The organism is Burkholderia diffusa (genome assembly GCF_001718315.1).
In the GTDB taxonomy this organism is placed as follows: Bacteria; Pseudomonadota; Gammaproteobacteria; order Burkholderiales; family Burkholderiaceae; genus Burkholderia; species Burkholderia diffusa_B.
In genome coordinates this window covers 1,878,927-1,898,674 of the sequence record NZ_CP013362.1, presented here as the reverse complement: position 1 = coordinate 1,898,674, position 19,748 = coordinate 1,878,927, and the positions used below count along the sequence as shown (strand labels likewise).

The following is a 19,748-nucleotide window of genomic DNA, read 5'->3' as shown; positions in this document are numbered from 1 at the left end:
TCAGACCTACCCAGGAGACACACATGACCGTTTCGACACAGCTCAGCAGGGACACGCTGCTGGACGCCTACCGGCTGATGCGCACGATCCGCGAATTCGAGGAGCGCCTGCACGTCGAGTTCGCGACCGGTGAAATCCCCGGTTTCGTTCACTTGTACGCGGGCGAGGAGGCTTCCGCCGTCGGCACGATGCTGCACCTCGGCCTTGAAGACTATGTCGCCACCACGCACCGCGGCCACGGCCACTGCATCGCGAAAGGCGTCGACGTGCACGGGATGATGGCCGAGATCTACGGCAAGAAGACGGGCGTCTGCCACGGCAAGGGCGGCTCGATGCACATCGCTGACCTGTCGATGGGGATGCTCGGCGCGAACGGGATCGTCGGCGCGGGCGGCCCGCTCGTGTGCGGCGCGGCGCTCGCGGCCAAGCACAAGAAGACGGGCGGCGTCGGCGTGTGCTTCTTCGGCGACGGCGCGTCGAACCAGGGCGTGATCTTCGAATCGATGAACCTCGCGTCGGTGTGGCGGCTGCCGGCGATCTTCGTGGCCGAAAACAACGGTTATGCGGAAGCAACGTCGTCGAGCTGGTCGGTCGCGACCGACAACATCGCCGACCGTGCGAACGGCTTCGGGATGCCGGGCGTGATCGTCGACGGTTTCGACTTCTTCGCGGTGCACGAGGCGCTCGGCGAAGCCGTCGCACGCGCACGCAACGGTGGCGGCCCGACGCTCGTCGAGGTGAAGTTCACCCGCTATTTCGGTCACTTCGAAGGCGACGCGCAGACCTATCGCGCGCCGGGCGAAGTGCAGAAGCTGCGCGACGAGAAGGACTGCCTGAAGCATTTCGAAGCGCGCGTGGTACGTGCCGAGGTGCTGACCACCGACGAGCTGCGCGCGGTCGATGCGCAGGTGAAGTCGTTGATCGACGACGCGGTCGCGCAGGCGAAGGCCGCACCGCTGCCCGACGCGGCCGACCTGCTGACCGACGTGTACGTGTCGTACCCGTAAGCGCGATGTGACACAGCGGCCACCGGCCTGCGGCCGGCATGGCGAACCCAATATTCCAGGAGACGGACATGGCAAGGAAGATCACTTATTCGCAGGCGATCAACGAGGCGCTCGCGCAGGAAATGGCGCGCGACGACAGCGTGATCGTGATGGGCGAGGACAACGCGGGCGGCGCGGGCGCGCCGGGCGAGGACGACGCTTGGGGCGGCGTGCTCGGCGTGACGAAGGGGCTGTTCCACAAGTTTCCGGGCCGCGTGCTCGATACGCCGCTGTCGGAAGGCGGCTACATCGGCGCGGCGGTCGGTGCGGCAGCGTGCGGGATGCGGCCCGTCGCGGAGCTGATGTTCATCGATTTCATGGGTGTGTGTTTCGATCAGATCTTCAACCAGGCCGCGAAATTTCGCTACATGTTCGGCGGCAAGGCCGTGACGCCGGTCGTGATCCGCGCGATGTACGGCGCCGGCCTGCGCGCGGCCGCGCAGCATTCGCAGATGCTCACGTCGCTGTTTACGCACATCCCGGGGCTGAAGGTCGTGTGTCCGTCTACGCCGTACGACGCGAAGGGGCTGCTGATCCAGTCGATCCGCGACAACGATCCCGTGATCTTCCTCGAACACAAGCTGCTCTATACGCGCGAAGGCGAGGTGCCTGAGGAATCCTATGCGATTCCGTTCGGCGAGGCGAACGTCGTGCGCGACGGCGACGACGCGACGATCGTCACGTACGGCCGCATGGTGCATCTCGCGACCGACGCGGCCGCGAAGCTCGCGAAGGACGGCATCCAGGTCGACGTAATCGACCTGCGCACGACGTCGCCGCTCGACGAGGAAACGATCCTCGAAAGCGCGGAGCGCACCGGGCGCGTGGTGGTGGTCGATGAAGCGAACCCGCGCTGCTCGATCGCGACCGACATCGCCGCGCTCGTCGCACATCGCGCGTTCCGATCGCTGAAGGCGCCGATCGAGCTCGTGACCGCACCGCACACGCCCACGCCGTTCGCCGGCGTGCTGGAAGACCTTTACATCCCGTCCGCCGACGCGATCGCGCAGGCGGTTCTGAAGACGAGGAGCTGACACGATGTCGATTCACATGATCACGATGCCCAAATGGGGGCTGTCGATGGAGCAGGGGCAGGTCAACGGCTGGTTGAAGGCGATCGGCGAGCGCGTGACGAAGGGCGACGAAGTGCTCGACGTCGAGACCGACAAGATTTCGTCGGGCGTCGAGTGCGCGTTCGACGGCACGCTGCGCCGACAGGTCGCGCAGGAAGGCGAGACGCTGCCGGTCGGAGCGCTGCTCGGCGTGGTGGCCGCGGCCGACGCAAGCGATGCCGACATCGACGCGGCGATCGCCGAATTCCAGCGCGATTTCGTGCCGGCCGCGGCCGCCGACGACGCGGCCGGCCCGCAACCGGAGAAGGCGCAGATCGGCGGACGCACGGTCCGGTTCCTCAAGCTCGGCGACGGTTCGGGCACGCCCGCGGTGCTGATCCACGGCTTCGGCGGCGACCTGAACAACTGGTTGTTCAACCACGCGGAGTTGGCCGCGCATCGGCCCGTATGGGCGCTCGACCTGCCCGGGCATGGCGAGTCGGGCAAGGCGGTCGATACCGGCAGCCTCGACGAGCTGGCCGACGCGGTCCTCGCGCTGCTCGACGCGCAGCACATCGACCGTGCGCACCTGATCGGGCATTCGATGGGCGGCGCGGTCGCAATGGCGACGGCGGAGCGCGCGCCGCAACGCGTTGCCTCGTTGACGTTGATCGCGAGCGCCGGGCTCGGCACCGACATCAATCGTAGCTACATCGACGGCTTCGTCGCCGGCAACAGCCGCAATACGCTGAAGCCGCACCTCGGCGCATTGTTCGCCGACAACGCGCTCGTCACGCGGCAACTGGTCGAGGATCTCGTCAAGTACAAGCGGCTCGAAGGTGTGCAGGCCGCGCTGGAGAAGATCGCGAATGCCGCGTTCGACGGCGCGTCGCAGCGGCGCGTGTTCCGCGACCGCGTTGCATCGCTCGCGCCGCGCACGCTCGTGATCTGGGGCGAGCGCGACCAGGTGATTCCGGCGCAGCATGCGCAGGGCTTGCCGGACGGCGTGCGGGCCGAGGTGATCGCCGGCAGCGGCCACATGGTGCAGATGGAGGCGGCTGCCGACGTGAACCGCCTGATCGTCGCGTTTCTCGGAGACTGACGATGACCGCCGCGCTCGAACGACCCAGCCTCACCGCGCTCGGCCAGCCGGGCGCGCGGAGCCGCGACAAGCTCGCGCGCATTCCGGTGCGCGTCGAGCCCGTGGCCGGCGCGCCGCTGCCGAAGCCGCCGTGGCTGCGGGCGCGGCCGATGATGAGCGGGGCGGTCGCCGACATGGCGGCCGTGCTGCGCGATCACCGGCTGCATTCCGTCTGCGAGGAGGCGATGTGCCCGAACATCGGCGAATGCTTCGCGCAGCGCACCGCGACCTTCATGATCATGGGCGGACTGTGCACGCGGCGCTGCCCGTTCTGCGATGTCGCGCACGGCCGCCCCGAGCCGCTCGACCCCGGCGAGCCCACGCGGCTCGCCGACGCGGTCGCGGCGCTCGAACTACGCTACGTCGTGATCACGTCGGTCGATCGCGACGACCTGCGCGATGGCGGCGCCGCGCATTTTGCGGCCTGCATCGCGGCGGTGCGCGCGAGCGTGCCGGGCATCGGCGTCGAGGTGCTGACGCCCGATTTTCGTGGCCGCGTCGCGCGGGCGCTCGATGCGTTGTCGTCAGCGTGGCCGGACGTGTTCAATCACAACATCGAGACGGTGCCGTCGCTGTATCGGGCGGCGCGGCCGGGCGCCGATTATCGCGGTTCGCTCGAACTGCTCGCGCAGGCGAAGGCCGCGCGGCCGACGCTCGTGACGAAATCGGGTTTGATGCTCGGGCTGGGCGAGCGCGACGACGAGGTGCGCGACACGCTGCGCGACCTGCGCGCGCACGAGGTGGATGTGCTGACGCTCGGCCAGTATCTCGCGCCGTCCGCGCACCATCTGCCGGTGCGCCGCTACGTGAGCCCCGATGCGTTCGCTGCGTGGCGCGACGAGGGGTTGGCGCTCGGATTCAGGGAAGTCGTTGCAGGTCCGCTCGTGCGGTCCTCGTACCATGCGGCCGACGTGCTCGAGCACGCGTAGGCCGCGGACAGTGCGTCATGCGCTGTATGCGCTGACGCTCGCTTGCGCACGGCTGACGTGGCGCAGGTAGAGCGCGAGGCCTGCGCCTGCGAGCAACAGGCTGACCATGTTTGCGAACCAGAAGCCGCGCGCGCCGGTCAGCCAGGCGGGCGCGATGCCGCCGACGTCGAAGCCGAGCACGTAGCCGCCGCCGAGCCCGACGCCCCACAGTGCGACCGCATAGATCACGGTCGGCACGACCGCGACCTTGTATGCGCGCAGTACGAATGCGGATGTGATCTGCAGCGCGTCGAAGAAGTGATAGCAGGTGACGATCGCGACCAGCGGCATGGCGGCCGCGGCCACGGCCGGGTTCGGTGTGTATGCGCCGACGATCAGCGGACGCAGCGTGAACACGAGCACGCCGTACGCGGCCGCGATCGCGCACGCGAGCATCACGCTGTGCCGGCCGAGCAGGCGTGCCTCGTCCGGGCGACCGGCGCCGAGCGCGCGTGCCACCAGCGTCGACGCCGCGACGCCGATCGAAAGCGGCGTCATGTACAGCACCGCGCCGATGTTGCCGGCGATCTGGTGGCCGGCCAGCGTCGTCGTGCCGAACTGCGCGATGAAGAGCGCCATGCACGTGTACGACGTGACCTCGATCAGATATGACAGGCCCATCGGCACGCCGAGCTTCAGGATCGCCTTCTGGCGTACCCAGACGGGCCAGCAAAAGCGCGAGAAGATCGAAAGCGGCGAGAACACGTCGAGCTTCGCGAGCAGCGTGAAGCCGATCAGCGCGAGCGCCCAGTTGATCAGCGTGCTGGCGAGCCCGCAGCCGGGGCCGCCGAGGGCTGGCACGCCGAAGCCGCCGAAGATGAACCACACGTTGAGCGGAGACTTGATCAGCAGCGCGCCGACCTGCAGGATCATCGCGAGGCGCGGCTTGCCGGCCGCGTTGGTCAGCGCGTTGTAGATCCGGAACACGAGACTCGCCGGCAGGCCGTACGACAGGATCCGCAGGTAATCGACGGTGCGCTCGTGCAGCGCGGGCGGCGCGTGGGCGATGTGCAGCAGCGGTTCCGGAAAATGCAGCAGCAGGAAGCCGGGCACCGCGAGCATTAGCGCGAGCCACAGCGCCTGGCGGACTTCCTCGCCGATTTCGGCGTAGCGCCGCGCACCGTAAAGTTGCCCGGTAATCGGCTGCAGCGCGGACAGGATGCCCGTCATCCCGATGTAGACCGACACATAGATCGACGAACCGAGCCCGAGCGCGGCAAGATCGATGGCCGAATAGCGGCCGACCATCGCCGTGTCGATCACGCCGAACGCGATGATCGCGAGCTGGCCGACGAGCACGGGCCACGCGAGACCGACGATCCGGCGGATGTCGGCGAACATCGTCAATCGACCGTCCGGTGGCGCGGGCCGTGGCGCTTGACGGGCGTCGTGGGCCGCTCGATGCGCTCGTACAGGCGGAAACGTTCGTCGCGGTCGGCGACGCGTCGGCCTTCCCACACGAGACGCCACACGTATTGCGACATCGCGCTGGGCTCGCCGAAGTCGGCGCGGTCCTGGCGCAGGATCACGTCGCAGTCGCCCGAGAACTCGAAGTGCATGTCGCCGAAGTACGCGAAGGTCGCGATCTGCGCATCGCCGAGCCGCACGGGCGAGATGCACTCATAGTCTTTCGGCAGGTGCGACGCGATCTGCTGCGCGACGTCGCTGTAGGTCCGGCCGTAGTTGACGATCGGCAGCCACAGGGTCATCAGCAGCACCCACATCAGCGTGGTGCCCGCGCCCGACAGCACGACGCTGCGCCACAGCACCTTCGGCTGGCGCGAGATACGCCAGCGCGCGAGCAGGCACCAGCATGCGGTGACGATCACCGCGCAGATGAACGACAGGATCTTGAAGTGCGGTTCGTAACCCGGCACAAGGCGCGCGAGGTTGCGCGCGAGCGGATGCGGGAAGCCGGTGAGCGATGCGAGCCATACGAGCCACACGAAGGTGCCGAGGATCGTGAAGCTCAGCACCGCGAACCAGTCGAACGCGTTGATCGCGCCGCGCTTGAGCGTCGGCAGCGCGAAGGTAGCGAGCACCGCGAGCGGCGGCAGCAGCAGCATGTACATGCGGTTCGACTGCTGGCTCTGCAGGATCACGAGCGCGACGAGCGGCACCACGACCGACAGCGGAATAGCGATGTGCGCGCGACGGCGCATGCCAGCCCAGCTCCACCAGGCCCAGATTGCAAGCGGCCACGCGGGCCACGTGAACAGCGGCAGGTTCTTCGCCGCATAGGCGAGCACCGTGGTCGGCGGGCCCGAGAAGCGCATCAGGCTGCCGTGGATCCACTGGTTGAAGAACCACGCGGCGTCGTCGGGCGCCGCGTGGAACGCGGCGAGCGGCCACAGTGCGAAGATCGCGGCCGCGAGCGGCAGGCCGATCAGCGGCAGGCGCACGTTGCGCATCTCCGGCGTGACGAGCCACAGCGCGGCCGTGCCGGCGAGCAGCGCGACGACGAGCACCGGATTGCCGGACAGCGCGACAAGGCCGATCGCGACACCCCACCACAGCGCTCCCTGCATCGGCTTGTCGATGCCGCGCACGATGCCGTAGACGAACATCGCGATCCACGCGAACTGCGCGAGCTGCGGTGTCGTTTCGTGGCCGCGCTCCGCGAGTCCGAAGCACGCGACGAGGACCAGCAGCGCGCCGTCGGCGAGTGTGCGGCCGTAGTCGCGCGGCTCCGGCTCGCCGCCGAATGCGTACTTGAACGGCTGGACCTCGGCGCGCCGGCCGAGCAGGTAGGCGGCGTACCAGACGAACGCGCACGCGACGCAGAACAGCACGCCCGTGTCGACGCGCGACGCATTGCTCGCGTCGACCCACGGCGCCAGCGCGCGGATCGACAGCGCGCCGAGCCAGTAGCCGAGCGGCCCGTCGGTCGTGATGAATTTGCCGACCAGATTCGGCAGCAGCCAGTCGTGCCAGCCGCCGGTGGCCATCGTCCACATCACGCCGAAGCCTGCCGCATCCTCGTTCTTCCACGGGTCGCGGCCAAACAGGCCGAACGCCGCGTAGACGAGGCAGAGCGTGAGCAGCAGCCAGCGCGGCAGCGCGCGCGTGGCGGAGGCGGTGAGACGAACGACTGGCTTCATGCAGATGAGCGATTTGTTATGGGCGGGCGGCCGGCGCGATCATGCGCCGACGGCGCCGGATCCGAGCATCCGGCATTGTAGACGCGCCGGCCAATGCGCGTCAGACGATTGCCGGGCCGCCTGCCGACGACACGGCGTTTCCCGGCGAGCGGAGACAAAAAAGGGCAGCCTGGGCTGCCCTTTCGTGCGGTACCGGTGCGTTGCAACCACCGGATCGGTGCGAAGCTTACTTCGCGACCTTGCCGCTGGCGCGTGCGCCGAACTTGTTCTTGAACTTCTCGACACGGCCTGCCGTGTCCATGATCTTTTGCTGACCCGTGTAGAACGAGTGCGATTCCGACGACACTTCGATCTTGGCGAGCGGGTAGGTCTTGCCTTCGTGTTCGATGGTTTCACGCGTCTGGATCGTCGAGCGCGTGATGAACTTGAAGCCGTTCGACATGTCTTGGAAGACGACTTCGCGGTAGTCCGGGTGAATGCCAGGTTTCATGATGTTCCTTGGTGAGAGCGGTAGCCAACCCGCCGCTTGCCGTGCCGGACCGCACGCATTTGCGCGATTCAGCCGACGTCAAGCCCGGCGCGAGCCACTTGCCTAAGGTCGAAAAACGGCGATTATGCCAGAAAATCAGACGGTTGACGAATAATTTTCGTCACGCGTCGAGGGCGCCGGTCCGGGCCGGATCCTGCCGATAGTAGCGGGCAAGCAGCCGGTAGAGCTCCGGAAATTCGGACTCGAACGCACGCGGGCGCACGAACAGCGCCTCGCTGCACACCGCGAAGAACTCCGACGGGTGGTCGGCCGCATAGGGATCGATCAGCGAGTCGCGCTCGAAGCGCGCCCACGCGCGCTCCGGCACCGCGTCGACACGCGCGCAGAACTGGTCGTACGCATGCTCGAACACGTCGGCCCACGCCTGCGCATCCAGGTGCGGCGCGTGCCAGCGGCGAAAAAGGGGCGGATACCCGTCGGCCTCGCCGCTGACCATGTCGATCTTGTGCGCGAACTCGTGGATCACGACGTTATACGCGTCGCGGCCGTCCGTCATCTGGGCGTCTTCCCACGACAGGATCACCGGGCCGCCTTCCCACGCTTCGCCGCTCGCATCCTGCTCGACTTCATGAACGACGCCGTCCTCGTCCTGCACCGTCTTGCGGATCACGAATTCCCCCGGATACACGACGACGCCGACCCAGCCATCGTACAGCGACAAATCGAGATTCAGCACGGGCAGGCATGCCTGCGCGGCGATCGCGACGATCATCTCGTCGGTCAACTCGAGTCCGTGCGCGGTCGAGAACGATTTCTTCGCGATGAACAGGCTGGTCAGCTCGCGCAGCCGGGCGAGGTCGGCGGGCGGCAGCGCATCGAGGAACGGCAGGCGCGCGACGGTGTCCTGCCACAGCGCGTCGGGAATCGGATGGCTGCGCAGCGCGCGGTCGCGGCGGCGGTCGTCGAACCAGCGGGTCAGTTTCGAGAGCATGGAGGCAGCGCGGGAGAATCCAAAGCCTGTCTTTTAACTCAATCGATCTCTTTTTGCCATGCCGCGAAGAGGCCGCCGACGAGCGCGACGCCCGCGAGGAAATAGAAACCGTCGAGCGACGCAAGGAACGACGCCTGTTGCGCGACCATCCGCGCGATCGATGCGATCGCGAGGCCGTGCGCCTCGTTCAGCGCATGGCCGGCAGCCGCGTAGCTGCGAGTGAGTGCGTCGACGGTTTGCTGGAACAGCGGATCGAACACGTTCGCACGCTCGACGAGCCGCGTCTGATGGACGGCCAGCCGGTGCTGCTCGACGATGATCACCGACGACGTCGCGAACGAGATCGTCAGTTGCCGCACGATGTTCTTCAATCGGTAGCCATGCGTGTATTCGTCGATCGCGAAGATGCGGAATGTCAGGTTCGCGACCGGCAGCACGATGAACAGCAACAACAGCCCGCGCAGCAGCAGCGGGACGATCAGCGCGGCTTCGCCGATTTGCGGCGTCATCCGCGTCATCCACAGAGCGGCCGTGATAGCGATCGCGAACCCGGGCACGACAAACCATTTCTTGTGCGTGACGAGCTTCGCATAGCGCAGGTAGGCAAACAGCGCGGTTGCCGAAATCAGCGACATCGTGCCGACCAGGCGCCCGGCGTTCTCCACCGGATAGCCGAGCCCGCCTTCGAGCAGGCGGGAGGTGAGGTAGCTGAAACCCGTCGACTCGTAGTAATAGAACATGTACAGCAGCAGCCCGACCTGGAAGGTGCGCTCGCGAAACGCGTGCAGCCGCACGAGCGGCGTCGGATGGTTCCACTGGTGGTAGGCGAACCATGCGAGCGCGCCGAGGCCCGCGAACGTCAGCGCGATCAGCATCGGCGAGCCGCTGTAGAGCTGGTAGTGCACCTGCTGCAGCACGATCTGCAGCGCGCCTTGCGCGAGCGCGAACACGACGTACGGCCAGAAATGTCCGGAGCCGCGTTCGTCGTCGGGCGTCCTGCCCGAATCGGGTAACGTGAGGAGCGCGAGAATCGCGAAGGCAATTCCCGCCGGCGCCGTGCACGCGAACAGCGCGCGCCACGTCGAATGCGCGACGAGCAGCCCGCCGACGATCGGCGCGAGCGCGCTGCCGAGCAGGATCATGATCAGGAACGCGCGTGTGGCGGGCGGCCGCTCCTGCGGCTTGAAGCTGATCTGGATCAGGATCCGGCATGCGCCCATCATCGGGCCGATGAAGTAGCCCTGGAAGCCGCGCGCGAACGCGAGCTCGAGCGACGTGTCCGCGAGCGCGGCCGCGATCGCGCCGAACGAGAACATCAGCATGCAGCCGGCGACGTAGCGGCGATGCCCGAGACGATCGACCCACCATTGCTGCTGCAGGATCCCGAGCACGGCCGTGACCGCATACGTGCTCGACGACCACACGAGCTCGTCGGGCGACGCGTTGATGCCGCCAGCGATGTAGCTCGCGAAGAACGAAAAGGCCGCGTTGTCGAAGTAGTCGATGCCGGTGACGAGCGCAAGCGCCCACGGAAACAGGTCCGCGCGCAGGTTTGCACGACTCCACAGCGGCGGGCGACCGGGCGCGACGTTCATTCCCGGCCCTTGCGCGCGCGCCGTGTGCCGGCTTCCGCTTGCCGCTGCGCGATCAGTGTGTCGGGGTTTTCGCCTGCGAGTCGCCGTTCGATGTAGTCGATGTCATGCTGCAGTTCCTTGCGCAGCGCGACGGCTTCTTTCAGCTCACGCTGGACTGCCGCGATCCGTTGGTCGAGCGTGTCGATTTGCCCGGCGAGCCCCGAGCGGATGTCGCGCAACGACGCATCCGAGTAGCGGCGTCGGCCATCGCCCGTTTCTTCCAGCGGGCGCTTGAGCATCTCGGTGATGCCGTGTAGCGAAAAGCCGAGCGCGCGCAGCCGCAGGATGCGGGCGAAGCGTTCAAGATCGGCTTCGTCGTAAAGGCGATAGCGGCCGCCGCTGCGTGACGGCGTGACGAGCCCGCGCTCTTCGTAATACTTCAGCGTGCGCGGCGTGACGCCGAGCCGCGACGCGGCGTCGCTCACGGTCAGCAGCGTGGGGGAGGCGTTGTTCGGCATCGGTATGGTGGGGCTTCGGTCCGGGTGATGGCGCGATTATAGATCAACCTGTACGTTCACGTTCAGGTTGGCATGAAAAAACGGCCGCCGGGTGAACTGCAGCCCAAAAGTTGGACTAGATCCAACCTTTGGGGTGTTTTTCATGACGAAGTACGACGAACGTTTTCGGCGTCGAGTGGTTCAGGCGTACCTGGCTGGAGAGGCCGGCACCAAGACACTTGCTCACCGTTACGGAGTGGGCAGGACGATGGTGCGACGTTGGGTGGCGAGCTATCGCGAGCATGGCGAAGACGGACTGAGCAAGAAGCACAGCCACTACGACGCGCGATTCAAGTTGTCAGTCCTTCAGCGGATGCGGCGCGATGAGCTGTCGTATGCGCAGGTGGCAGCGCTATTCGGCATCCGCAATGAACGAAGCATCCCGATCTGGGAGCGTCTGTATCATGAGGGCGGTATAGATGCGTTGGCGCCTCGTCGCCGAGGGCGCCCCCCGAAAATGACCACCTCACCACCACCGAAATCCCTCGACGATACCGTGCAGAAAGAGCCGAGCCGCGAGGAACTGCTCAAGGAAATCGTGTATTTGCGAGCGGAGGTGGCATACCTAAAAAAGCTCGATGCGCTGCTGCAATCAAAGAAGCAGACAGCGCCCAGGAAAAAACGCAAATAATACGTGAGCTTAGGCAATGCCATCCGGTAGCCGCGTTACTGAAGGCGGCAGGTCTGGCACGCAGCACGTTCTATTACCAACTCAAGGTATTGGATGCTGGCGATCGGTATGCGGATCTCAAAGTGAAGATCCGGAGCGTGTACGACCACCACAAGGGCCGTTACGGCTATCGGCGAATCACGACAGTGATCCGGCAAGCGGGACACGCGATCAATCACAAGACCGTGCAGCGGTTGATGGGACAACTGCAGTTGAAATCTCTGGTACGCCCGAAGAGATATCGTTCCTGGCGAGGCGAAGTCGGCCGCGTTGCCCCAAATCTACTGCGGCGGCAGTTTGATGCTGAACGCCCGAATCAGAAGTGGGTGACCGACGTGACCGAATTCAATGTAGGGGGCCCAAAGCTCTATCTGTCGCCGGTGATGGACTTGTACAACGGGGAGATCGTCGCTTACCAAATGGATGAGCGCCCGAGCTTCGAGTTGGTCAGCGGCATGTTGAAGAAGGCGGTGGCCAAGCTCGATGATGAAGGACGGCCGTTACTGCATTCGGATCAAGGCTGGCAGTATCAGATGCCCGCCTACCGTCGGTTGTTGAAGCAGCATGCGCTCACCCAGAGCATGTCGCGCAGAGGCAACTGCCTTGATAACGCAGCCATGGAGAGCTTCTTCGGCACGCTGAAATCCGAGTGCTATCGGCTGGCGCGCTTTGCGAACGTGGAGCAGTTGCGAGATGCGTTGAGCCGCTACATTCACTACTACAACCACGAACGCATCAAGCTGAAATTAAATGGGCTGAGTCCCGTGCAATACAGGACTCAGCCCTTGGCCGCTTAGATTTTAACCGTCCAACTTCGTGGGGTCAGTTCAGCCGTTCGTTGCGGGCGGGGCGATCAGCCGCCGCGGCGCATCAGGTCGAAGAACTCGGAGTTGCTCTTCGTCTGGCGGATCTTGTCGAGCAGGAATTCCATTGCCTCGACTTCGTCCATGTCGTGGATGAACTTGCGCAGCACCCAGATCTTCTGAAGGATCTCAGGCTTGATCAGCATTTCTTCGCGACGCGTGCCCGATTTGTTCAGGTTGATCGACGGATAGACGCGCTTTTCCGCGAGACGGCGCTCGAGGTGCACTTCCATGTTGCCGGTGCCCTTGAACTCTTCGTAGATCACGTCATCCATGCGGCTGCCGGTTTCGATCAGCGCGGTGCCGATGATCGTCAGCGAGCCGCCTTCCTCGATGTTGCGCGCCGCGCCGAAGAAGCGCTTCGGGCGCTGCAGCGCGTTCGCGTCGACGCCGCCCGTCAGCACCTTGCCCGACGCCGGGATCACGGTGTTGTAAGCGCGTGCGAGACGCGTGATCGAGTCGAGCAGGATCACGACGTCGTGCTTCATTTCGACGAGGCGCTTGGCCTTCTCGATCACCATTTCGGCGACCTGCACGTGACGCGTGGCCGGTTCGTCGAACGTCGACGCGATCACTTCGCCGGCGACCGAGCGCTGCATTTCGGTCACTTCTTCGGGGCGCTCGTCGATCAGCAGCACGAACAGGATGACGTCCGGATGGTTCTGCTTGATCGCGTGTGCGATGTGCTGGAGCATCACGGTCTTGCCCGACTTCGGCGACGCGACGAGCAGGCCGCGCTGGCCCTTGCCGATCGGCGCGATCATGTCGATGATGCGGCCGGTGACGTTCTCCTCGCCGCGCATTTCGCGCTCGAGCGACAGCGGCTTGTTCGGGTGCAGCGGCGTGAGGTTCTCGAACATGATCTTGTGTTTCGAGGCCTCGGGCGGCTGCCCGTTGACTTTGTCGACCTTCACCAGCGCGAAGTAGCGCTCGCCGTCCTTCGGCGTGCGGACTTCACCTTCGATGGTGTCGCCGGTGTGCAGGTTGAAGCGGCGGATCTGCGACGGGCTGATGTAGATGTCATCGGTGCTCGCGAGGTACGACATTTCCGGCGAGCGCAGGAAGCCGAAACCGTCCGGCAGCACTTCGAGCGTGCCGTCGCCGAAGATCGTCTCTCCCGTCTTGGCGCGCTTTTTGAGAATGGCGAACATCAGCTCCTGCTTGCGCAGGCGGTTCGCGTTTTCGATCTCCAGGCCATTGGCCATTTCGATCAGTTCGGACACGTGCAGAGACTTGAGCTCGGATAAATGCATACGGAGAACCCGCCAGGGAGGAGAAGCGACGAAAAGAAATAAGGGAGGAGGGCGAGCGGAAGCGCTCTGAGACTTAATGCGTCTTGTAGACGTTTTTTGATTCTAGCATACGCCGATTCGCGCCTGAGCGGCCGATCGGCGGCTTGTCGGCGGACGTGTTGTCGGCTGACAACACGTCCGAGGAACGGCCGGTATTACAGGTGGCTGTCCAGGAATGCGGTGAGCTGCGACTTCGACAGCGCGCCGACCTTCTGCGCGGCGGCCGCGCCGTTCTTGAACAGGATCAGCGTCGGGATGCCGCGCACGCCGAACTTCGCGGGCGTTGCCTGGTTGTCGTCGACGTTGATCTTCGCGATCTGCAGCTTGTCGCCGTAGTCCTTCGCGACTTCGTCGAGGATCGGGGCGATCATCTTGCACGGGCCGCACCATTCGGCCCAGAAGTCGACGAGCACGGGCTTGTCGGATTTGACGACGTCCTGTTCGAACGATGCGTCGCTGATGTGTTTGATCTGTTCGCTCATTGGGTCAATACCTCTTACGGTTCGGGGACTGCCTGCTAGGCGCGTTGCGGCGCTCCGGCGGCCTTGTCGGCTGCCGGCCGCTGCGGCAGGTCACTCCGCTCCCCGGAAGGAGGGGCGTAAGCGCTGCATGGCGCGGCTCGCGGGTCGTTCGGGCGTCATATTAGCCTAAATTGCTATCTGCTGCGGGCGGCGATAGTAGCCGCTATGCGAGTAGGGGTACGGCGCGCCGTTCGACCGTTGTGTTCTGAAGGTGGAGGCCGGCGCACAAAATGCAAGAGTCACGAAGCGTTGCGATATATCTGCAAGTTGCGCCGGATTGGCGTGCTCGCACGCGCGTCGGTTTGCGCGATCTTTCGCCTTGTTGCGAACAAACGGTCGCATTCGGGCGGAAGCGGTGATAGAATATGCCGTGACGGGCCTCCTCGCATGGTGGGGCGGTGAACCTGGTCAGGTCGGGAACGAAGCAGCCACAATCGTTTTCCGCCAGTGCCGAGGGTCGGGCTCGTCACCTTTCCTCTCGCCCCGTTCGCCGGGCGTTTTTTATTTCCGCATCATCCTCCGTTTTTTTCCTGCGCCTTGCCCGTCTTCCGCACCGTTTCGCGTGTCGGCGCGACGCAGCGTTACTGATACAATTTCCCGATGACCTATCAAGTTCTCGCACGCAAGTGGCGTCCGAAGGATTTCGCTTCGCTCGTCGGCCAGGAGCACGTCGTCAGGGCGCTCACGCACGCGCTCGACGGCGGGCGTCTCCATCACGCCTATCTGTTTACCGGAACCCGCGGTGTCGGCAAGACGACGCTGTCGCGGATCTTCGCGAAGGCGCTCAATTGTGAAACCGGCGTCACGTCGCAGCCGTGCGGCGTGTGCCGCGCGTGCCGCGAGATCGACGAAGGCCGCTTCGTCGATTACGTTGAAATGGACGCGGCGAGCAACCGCGGCGTCGACGAGATGGCCGCGCTGCTCGAGCGCGCAGTGTACGCGCCCGTCGATGCGCGCTTCAAGGTCTACATGATCGACGAAGTGCACATGCTGACGAATCATGCGTTCAACGCGATGCTGAAGACGCTCGAGGAGCCGCCGCCGCACGTCAAGTTCATCCTCGCGACAACCGACCCGCAGAAGATTCCCGTCACCGTGCTGTCGCGCTGCCTGCAGTTCAATCTGAAGCAGATGCCGGCCGGGCACATCGTGTCGCATCTCGAACGAATCCTTGGCGAAGAGCGGATCTCGTTCGAACAGCAGGCGCTGCGCCTGCTCGCGCGCGCCGCGCAGGGCAGCATGCGCGATGCGCTGTCGCTGACCGACCAGGCGATCGCCTATTCGGCGAACGAAGTGACCGAATCGGCCGTATCGGGCATGCTCGGCGCGCTCGACCAGACCTATATGGTGCGCCTGCTCGATGCGCTCGCGGCCGGCAACGGCCCGGAGATTCTCGCGATCGCCGACGAGATGTCGCTGCGCAGCCTGTCCTTTTCCACCGCGCTGCAGGATCTTGCGAGCCTGCTGCACCGGATCGCATGGGCGCAGTTCGCGCCGGGTTCGGTCCTCGACGAATGGCCGGAAGCGGCCGACCTGCGCCGCTTCGCGGAAACGCTGAGCCCCGAGCAGGTTCAGCTGTTCTATCAGATCGCGACGGTCGGACGCGCGGAGCTCGGCCTTGCGCCGGACGAATACGCAGGCTTCACGATGACGTTGCTGCGAATGCTCGCGTTCGAACCGACCGTCGGCACCGGCAGTGCGCCGGGCGGTCAGCCGGCTGTGCCGCGGGCCGTACCCGCGCCTGCGCCGCGTGTGGCCGCCGCCGCGTCGGCGGCCCCCGCCGGGCCGTCTTCGGTACCGGCAGCCGCCGCGGACGCAGCACGCCCGCAAGCGGCCGCTCCGGCCGCGCCCGCTGCGCGTCCGTCGCCGGCCCGGTCCGGCGATGCAGTGGCAGCGCAGGCCGTGAAGCCCGTCTCGTCACCGGTTGCGGCTGCTGCCGCAACGCCTGCCGTGCCGCAGCCGGAAGCGGGCCCGGCACCGCAGGCCGCGCCATCGGGCGAAGCGCTGCCTGCCGTGCGCAACGAACCCGAATCGCCTGCTGCCGCCAAGCGCAACGACGAACCAGCGCCCGCTGCCGAACAGGCGCCGCGTGCTGGCCCGGCCGAGCCCGCCGCGCGCCCGGCGGCCCGCGGGGGGGCTGCTGCCGCGCTCGACGTGCTGCGCAATGCCGGCATGCGCGTGTCGTCCGACCGCTCGCGGGCGGGCGTCGCGTCGAAACCGGCGGCGGCCCAGCCAGCCCAGGAGAAACCTGCGGCATCGCGACCTGCCGTGCAGGTGCCGACGCCGCGCGCGGCGGAGCGCGCGCCGCAGCCAGCCGACACGCGTCAGGCCCCGCCGCCGTGGGAAGACATTCCGCCGGACGAATACGTGCCGCTCAGCGCCGACGAGATGTTCGGCGGTGCGGCGGACGACGGCTTCGTGCCGGTGTTCGACAGCGGCCCCGATGACGTACGCATTGCGCCGAAGCCGGCGGAGGCGCGTCCGTCCGCACCGGTCGACACGCGCCCGCTGCCGCCTGCGATCGCGCTCGATCCGGTCGGCTTCGGCGGCGAATGGCCGGCGCTGGCCGCACGATTGCCACTGAAGGGCGTCGCGTATCAGCTCGCGTTCAACAGCGAGCTGACGGCTGTCGACGCGACGACGCTGAAACTGTCCGTGCCGGTGCCGCAGTATGCGGACGCTGCCCAGGTCGCGAAGCTGAAGGCCGCTCTGGCCGACGCGCTCGGCAAGGCTGTCGAAGTTGCGGTCGAAATTGGGCCCGCGCGGCGCACCGCAGCGGCGCTCGATGCGGCCGCGCGCGCGGCGCGCCAGCGCGAGGCCGAGCAGGACATCCATGGCGATCCGTTCGTCCAGCAACTCGTGCGTGACTTCGGTGCGCGTATCGTCGAAGGCTCGGTGCGGCCGCTCGTCGATTCGGCGCCGGACGGCACGCCCCCGACGCTGCATTGAACGAATCGCACCGCGACAGGCACAATCACGCCCGCGCACATTGACCGGCACGCGCCGCGTGCCGGTTTTCACACGATCAAGAAGGAGTATTCCCATGTTGAAAGGCAACCTCGCCGGACTGATGAAGCAAGCGCAGCAAATGCAGGAAAACATGAAGAAGATGCAGGAGCAGCTTGCGCAGATCGAAGTCGAAGGGCAGTCGGGTGCCGGCCTCGTCAAGGTGACGATGACCTGCCGCAACGAAGTGCGTCGCGTGGCGATCGACCCGAGCCTCCTCGCGGACGACAAGGACATGCTCGAGGATCTGGTCGCGGCCGCGTTCAACGATGCCGTGCGCAAGGCCGAGGCGACGTCGCAGGAAAAAATGAGCGGCATGACGTCGGGCCTGCCGCTGCCCCCGGGCTTCAAGCTGCCGTTCTGAGCGCAGCGTCCGTTCAGCTTTCAGCCGCCGTATGAAACAGCCGTCTGCCCTGTCTGCGCTCGTCGAAGCGTTGCGCGTGTTGCCCGGTGTCGGGCCGAAATCCGCGCAGCGCATGGCGTACCACCTGATGCAGCACGATCGGGAGGGCGCGGAGCGGCTCGGCCAGTCGCTGCTGTTCGCGACCGAGCATCTTCAGCACTGCGAGAAGTGCAATACGTTCACGGAAGCGCAGATTTGCGAGGTGTGCAGCGACGAAGAGCGTGATCCGACGCTGCTGTGCGTCGTCGAGACGCCGGCCGACCAGATCATGCTCGAGCAGACGATGACGTATCGCGGGCTGTATTTCGTGCTGATGGGGCGGCTGAGCCCGCTCGATGGGATCGGTCCGAAGGAAATCCATTTCGATCGTCTCGTGCGGCGCGCGTCCGACGGGATCGTCAAGGAGGTCGTGCTCGCGACCAACTTCACGAACGAGGGCGAGGCCACTGCGCACTACCTCGGCCAGACGCTGAAGGCTCGCGGGCTCGCGGTTACACGCCTTGCGCGCGGCGTGCCGGTGGGCGGCGAGCTCGAATACGTCGACGCGGGCACGATCGCCCGCGCGATGCTCGACCGCCGGACGATCTAAGCCGGGCGCCGCCGGCCGGCGGCGCCGTTCCTCATGCCAGGGAGACACATGAGCACCAGCCAGGGCCCCCTCGCGGGCGTCAAAGTGCTCGAATTCGGGACGCTGATCGCGGGGCCGTTCGCGTCGCGCCTCTTTGCCGAATTCGGCGCGGAAGTCATCAAGATCGAGGATCCGAACGGCGGCGACCCGCTGCGCAAATGGCGCAAGCTGTATCCGGAGCAGGGCGGCACGTCGCTGTGGTGGTCGGTCCAGGCGCGCAACAAGAAATCGGTCACGCTCAACCTGAAATCCGATGCAGGCAAGACAATCGCACGGCAGCTCGCGAGCGAGGCCGATATCGTGATCGAAAACTTCCGCCCGGGCCTGCTCGAGAAGCTCGGCCTCGGCTACGACGTGCTGTCGGCCGACAACCCAGGTCTCGTGATGGTGCGCCTGTCCGGCTACGGGCAGACGGGCCCGTACCGCGACCGGCCGGGGTTCGGCGCGATCGCCGAATCGATGGGCGGGTTGCGCCACATCACCGGTTATCCGAATCTGCCGCCGCCGCGCATCGGCATCTCGATCGGCGACTCGATCGCCGCGCTGCACGGCGTGATCGGCGCGCTGATGGCGCTTCACCACCGCAAGGTGAACGGCGGCGCGGGCCAGGTGGTCGACGTTGCGCTGTATGAAGCGGTATTCAACATGATGGAAAGCGTGGTGCCCGAGTACGGCGTGTACGGGATGGTGCGCGAGCGCACCGGTGCGTCGCTGCCGGGCATCGTGCCGTCGAACACCTACGCATGCCGCGACGGCAGCATCGTGATCGGCGGCAACAGCGACCCGATCTTCAAGCGGCTGATGAAGGCGATCGAGCGCGACGACCTCGCCGACGATCCGGCGCTTGCAAGCAACGACGGACGCGTGCCGCGTACGCAGGAGATCGACGATGCGATCGCCGCGTGGCTCGCGCCGCGCACGATCGACGAGGCGCTCGTCGTGCTCAACGCGGCCGACGTGCCGGCCGGGCGCATCTACAGCGCCGCGGACATGTTCACCGATCCGCAGTTCGTCGCGCGGCAGATGATCCAGCGTTTCAAGCTGGCCGATGGCACCGATATTCCACTGCCGAACATCACGCCGAAGCTGTCCGACACGCCGGGCGAAACGCGCTGGCTCGGGCCCGAGCTCGGCGAGCATACGGACGAGGTGCTGCACGGCCTCGGCTACGACGCGCAGGCGATTGCCGCGCTGCGCGAGGCTGGCGCGATCTGAGTGTGACGAGGCCGGAGGCCCGGCGATTCGCGCCGGGCCTGCACGAGAGGGTATCTCCCGAGAGGCGGCCATTCGGGGCGGAAAATGCAGGGCGCTGCAACGTAGTCTCGCACGCGCGCCACGCCGCCTCGCAATGCGGTGGCGCACCGCGCGCACGTCGCGCGTTTCGGCCCGTGCGCAGCCGCCGGACTGTCGCTCTCGCGCCATCTTTCCTCGGTTACAATCGCCGG

The 19,748-nt window shown here is 66.1% G+C and carries 17 protein-coding genes and 1 other RNA gene; 10 read left to right on the top strand and 8 right to left on the bottom strand.

Annotated elements, in window-relative coordinates:
• The first annotated feature begins 23 nt into the window (after positions 1-23).
• The 4 genes from WI26_RS08730 (at position 24) to lipA (ending at position 4,168) form a co-directional block, all read left to right on the top strand.
• The gene (locus tag WI26_RS08730; protein ID WP_069225759.1) at positions 24-1,007 is read left to right on the top strand and encodes a thiamine pyrophosphate-dependent dehydrogenase E1 component subunit alpha; all 984 of its coding nucleotides are present in this window, start codon (positions 24-26) and stop codon (positions 1,005-1,007) included.
• A gap of 68 nt (positions 1,008-1,075) precedes the next feature.
• Complete coding sequence (locus WI26_RS08725) at positions 1,076-2,080, top strand: alpha-ketoacid dehydrogenase subunit beta (RefSeq protein ID WP_069225758.1); 1,005 nt, start codon at positions 1,076-1,078, stop codon at positions 2,078-2,080.
• Positions 2,081-2,084: 4 nt separating this feature from the next.
• Complete coding sequence (locus WI26_RS08720) at positions 2,085-3,200, top strand: acetoin dehydrogenase dihydrolipoyllysine-residue acetyltransferase subunit (RefSeq protein ID WP_059595191.1); 1,116 nt, start codon at positions 2,085-2,087, stop codon at positions 3,198-3,200.
• Between the two features lie 2 nt (positions 3,201-3,202).
• A complete protein-coding gene (gene lipA / locus WI26_RS08715; RefSeq protein WP_069225757.1) occupies positions 3,203-4,168 on the top strand; it encodes a lipoyl synthase in 966 nt (321 codons plus the stop codon).
• A 15-nt stretch (positions 4,169-4,183) separates the two neighbouring features.
• Here lipA and WI26_RS08710 read toward each other — a convergent pair whose 3' ends face one another.
• From WI26_RS08710 to WI26_RS08685, 6 genes are all read right to left on the bottom strand, one after another.
• The gene (locus WI26_RS08710; protein WP_069225756.1) at positions 4,184-5,548 is read right to left on the bottom strand and encodes an MATE family efflux transporter; all 1,365 of its coding nucleotides are present in this window, start codon (positions 5,546-5,548) and stop codon (positions 4,184-4,186) included.
• 2 nt (positions 5,549-5,550) lie between these two features.
• Positions 5,551-7,308: an ArnT family glycosyltransferase gene (locus WI26_RS08705; protein WP_069225755.1), complete on the bottom strand. Its 1,758-nt coding sequence runs from the start codon at positions 7,306-7,308 to the stop codon at positions 5,551-5,553.
• Between the two features lie 226 nt (positions 7,309-7,534).
• Entirely contained in the window at positions 7,535-7,798 is a 264-nt protein-coding gene (locus WI26_RS08700) for a type B 50S ribosomal protein L31 (protein ID WP_040144297.1), read from the bottom strand.
• Positions 7,799-7,958: 160 nt separating this feature from the next.
• Entirely contained in the window at positions 7,959-8,789 is an 831-nt protein-coding gene (locus WI26_RS08695) for a zinc-dependent peptidase (protein ID WP_059464394.1), read from the bottom strand.
• 38 nt (positions 8,790-8,827) lie between these two features.
• Positions 8,828-10,384, bottom strand: a complete 1,557-nt coding sequence (locus WI26_RS08690) for an MFS transporter (RefSeq protein WP_069225754.1) — start codon at positions 10,382-10,384, stop codon at positions 8,828-8,830.
• On the bottom strand, positions 10,381-10,881 hold the full coding sequence (locus WI26_RS08685; RefSeq protein WP_059538115.1) for a MerR family transcriptional regulator: 501 nt from the start codon (positions 10,879-10,881) through the stop codon (positions 10,381-10,383). Before WI26_RS08685 ends, WI26_RS08690 begins: the two co-directional genes overlap by 4 nt.
• 142 nt (positions 10,882-11,023) lie before the next feature.
• Between WI26_RS08685 and WI26_RS32180 the strand changes: the two genes are divergently transcribed.
• Positions 11,024-12,387, top strand: a protein-coding gene (locus WI26_RS32180) for an IS3 family transposase (protein ID WP_155768733.1) whose coding sequence is annotated in 2 segments (ribosomal slippage) — positions 11,024-11,486 and positions 11,486-12,387 — 1,365 coding nt in all. Because the reading frame shifts where the segments join, the coding sequence is not laid out codon by codon here.
• Between the two features lie 56 nt (positions 12,388-12,443).
• Here WI26_RS32180 and rho read toward each other — a convergent pair.
• Both rho and trxA read right to left on the bottom strand, forming a co-directional pair.
• Entirely contained in the window at positions 12,444-13,706 is a 1,263-nt protein-coding gene (rho, locus tag WI26_RS08670; protein WP_006478662.1) for a transcription termination factor Rho, read from the bottom strand.
• Positions 13,707-13,900: 194 nt separating this feature from the next.
• Positions 13,901-14,227, bottom strand: coding sequence for a thioredoxin TrxA (gene trxA, locus WI26_RS08665; protein ID WP_006402348.1), 327 nt, complete (start codon positions 14,225-14,227; stop codon positions 13,901-13,903).
• Positions 14,228-14,638: 411 nt separating this feature from the next.
• Between trxA and ffs the strand changes: the two genes are divergently transcribed.
• The 5 genes from ffs (at position 14,639) to WI26_RS08640 (ending at position 19,518) form a co-directional block, all read left to right on the top strand.
• Positions 14,639-14,737, top strand: an RNA gene (ffs, locus tag WI26_RS08660) — signal recognition particle sRNA small type.
• A 129-nt stretch (positions 14,738-14,866) separates the two neighbouring features.
• Entirely contained in the window at positions 14,867-17,215 is a 2,349-nt protein-coding gene (gene dnaX, locus WI26_RS08655; RefSeq protein ID WP_069225753.1) for a DNA polymerase III subunit gamma/tau, read from the top strand.
• A 94-nt stretch (positions 17,216-17,309) separates the two neighbouring features.
• Positions 17,310-17,636 (top strand): YbaB/EbfC family nucleoid-associated protein, encoded by a 327-nt coding sequence (locus tag WI26_RS08650; RefSeq protein ID WP_006755698.1) that lies wholly within the window; start codon positions 17,310-17,312, stop codon positions 17,634-17,636.
• 31 nt (positions 17,637-17,667) lie between these two features.
• A complete protein-coding gene (gene recR / locus WI26_RS08645; protein ID WP_069225752.1) occupies positions 17,668-18,264 on the top strand; it encodes a recombination mediator RecR in 597 nt (198 codons plus the stop codon).
• Positions 18,265-18,312: 48 nt separating this feature from the next.
• Positions 18,313-19,518, top strand: coding sequence for a CaiB/BaiF CoA transferase family protein (locus tag WI26_RS08640; RefSeq protein ID WP_069225751.1), 1,206 nt, complete (start codon positions 18,313-18,315; stop codon positions 19,516-19,518).
• Positions 19,519-19,748: the final 230 nt, after the last annotated feature.

Excerpts from the sequence above, each read along its gene's own strand:
- WI26_RS08730 (WP_069225759.1), top strand. The coding sequence starts at position 24 with ATGACCGTTTCGACACAGCTCAGCAGGGACACGCTGCTGGACGCCTAC.
- WI26_RS08725 (WP_069225758.1), top strand. The coding sequence starts at position 1,076 with ATGGCAAGGAAGATCACTTATTCGCAGGCGATCAACGAGGCGCTCGCG.
- WI26_RS08720 (WP_059595191.1), top strand. The coding sequence starts at position 2,085 with ATGTCGATTCACATGATCACGATGCCCAAATGGGGGCTGTCGATGGAG.
- lipA (WP_069225757.1), top strand. The coding sequence starts at position 3,203 with ATGACCGCCGCGCTCGAACGACCCAGCCTCACCGCGCTCGGCCAGCCG.
- WI26_RS08710 (WP_069225756.1), bottom strand. The coding sequence starts at position 5,548 with ATGTTCGCCGACATCCGCCGGATCGTCGGTCTCGCGTGGCCCGTGCTC.
- WI26_RS08705 (WP_069225755.1), bottom strand. The coding sequence starts at position 7,308 with ATGAAGCCAGTCGTTCGTCTCACCGCCTCCGCCACGCGCGCGCTGCCG.
- WI26_RS08700 (WP_040144297.1), bottom strand. The coding sequence starts at position 7,798 with ATGAAACCTGGCATTCACCCGGACTACCGCGAAGTCGTCTTCCAAGAC.
- WI26_RS08695 (WP_059464394.1), bottom strand. The coding sequence starts at position 8,789 with ATGCTCTCGAAACTGACCCGCTGGTTCGACGACCGCCGCCGCGACCGC.
- WI26_RS08690 (WP_069225754.1), bottom strand. The coding sequence starts at position 10,384 with ATGAACGTCGCGCCCGGTCGCCCGCCGCTGTGGAGTCGTGCAAACCTG.
- WI26_RS08685 (WP_059538115.1), bottom strand. The coding sequence starts at position 10,881 with ATGCCGAACAACGCCTCCCCCACGCTGCTGACCGTGAGCGACGCCGCG.
- rho (WP_006478662.1), bottom strand. The coding sequence starts at position 13,706 with ATGCATTTATCCGAGCTCAAGTCTCTGCACGTGTCCGAACTGATCGAA.
- trxA (WP_006402348.1), bottom strand. The coding sequence starts at position 14,227 with ATGAGCGAACAGATCAAACACATCAGCGACGCATCGTTCGAACAGGAC.
- dnaX (WP_069225753.1), top strand. The coding sequence starts at position 14,867 with ATGACCTATCAAGTTCTCGCACGCAAGTGGCGTCCGAAGGATTTCGCT.
- WI26_RS08650 (WP_006755698.1), top strand. The coding sequence starts at position 17,310 with ATGTTGAAAGGCAACCTCGCCGGACTGATGAAGCAAGCGCAGCAAATG.
- recR (WP_069225752.1), top strand. The coding sequence starts at position 17,668 with ATGAAACAGCCGTCTGCCCTGTCTGCGCTCGTCGAAGCGTTGCGCGTG.
- WI26_RS08640 (WP_069225751.1), top strand. The coding sequence starts at position 18,313 with ATGAGCACCAGCCAGGGCCCCCTCGCGGGCGTCAAAGTGCTCGAATTC.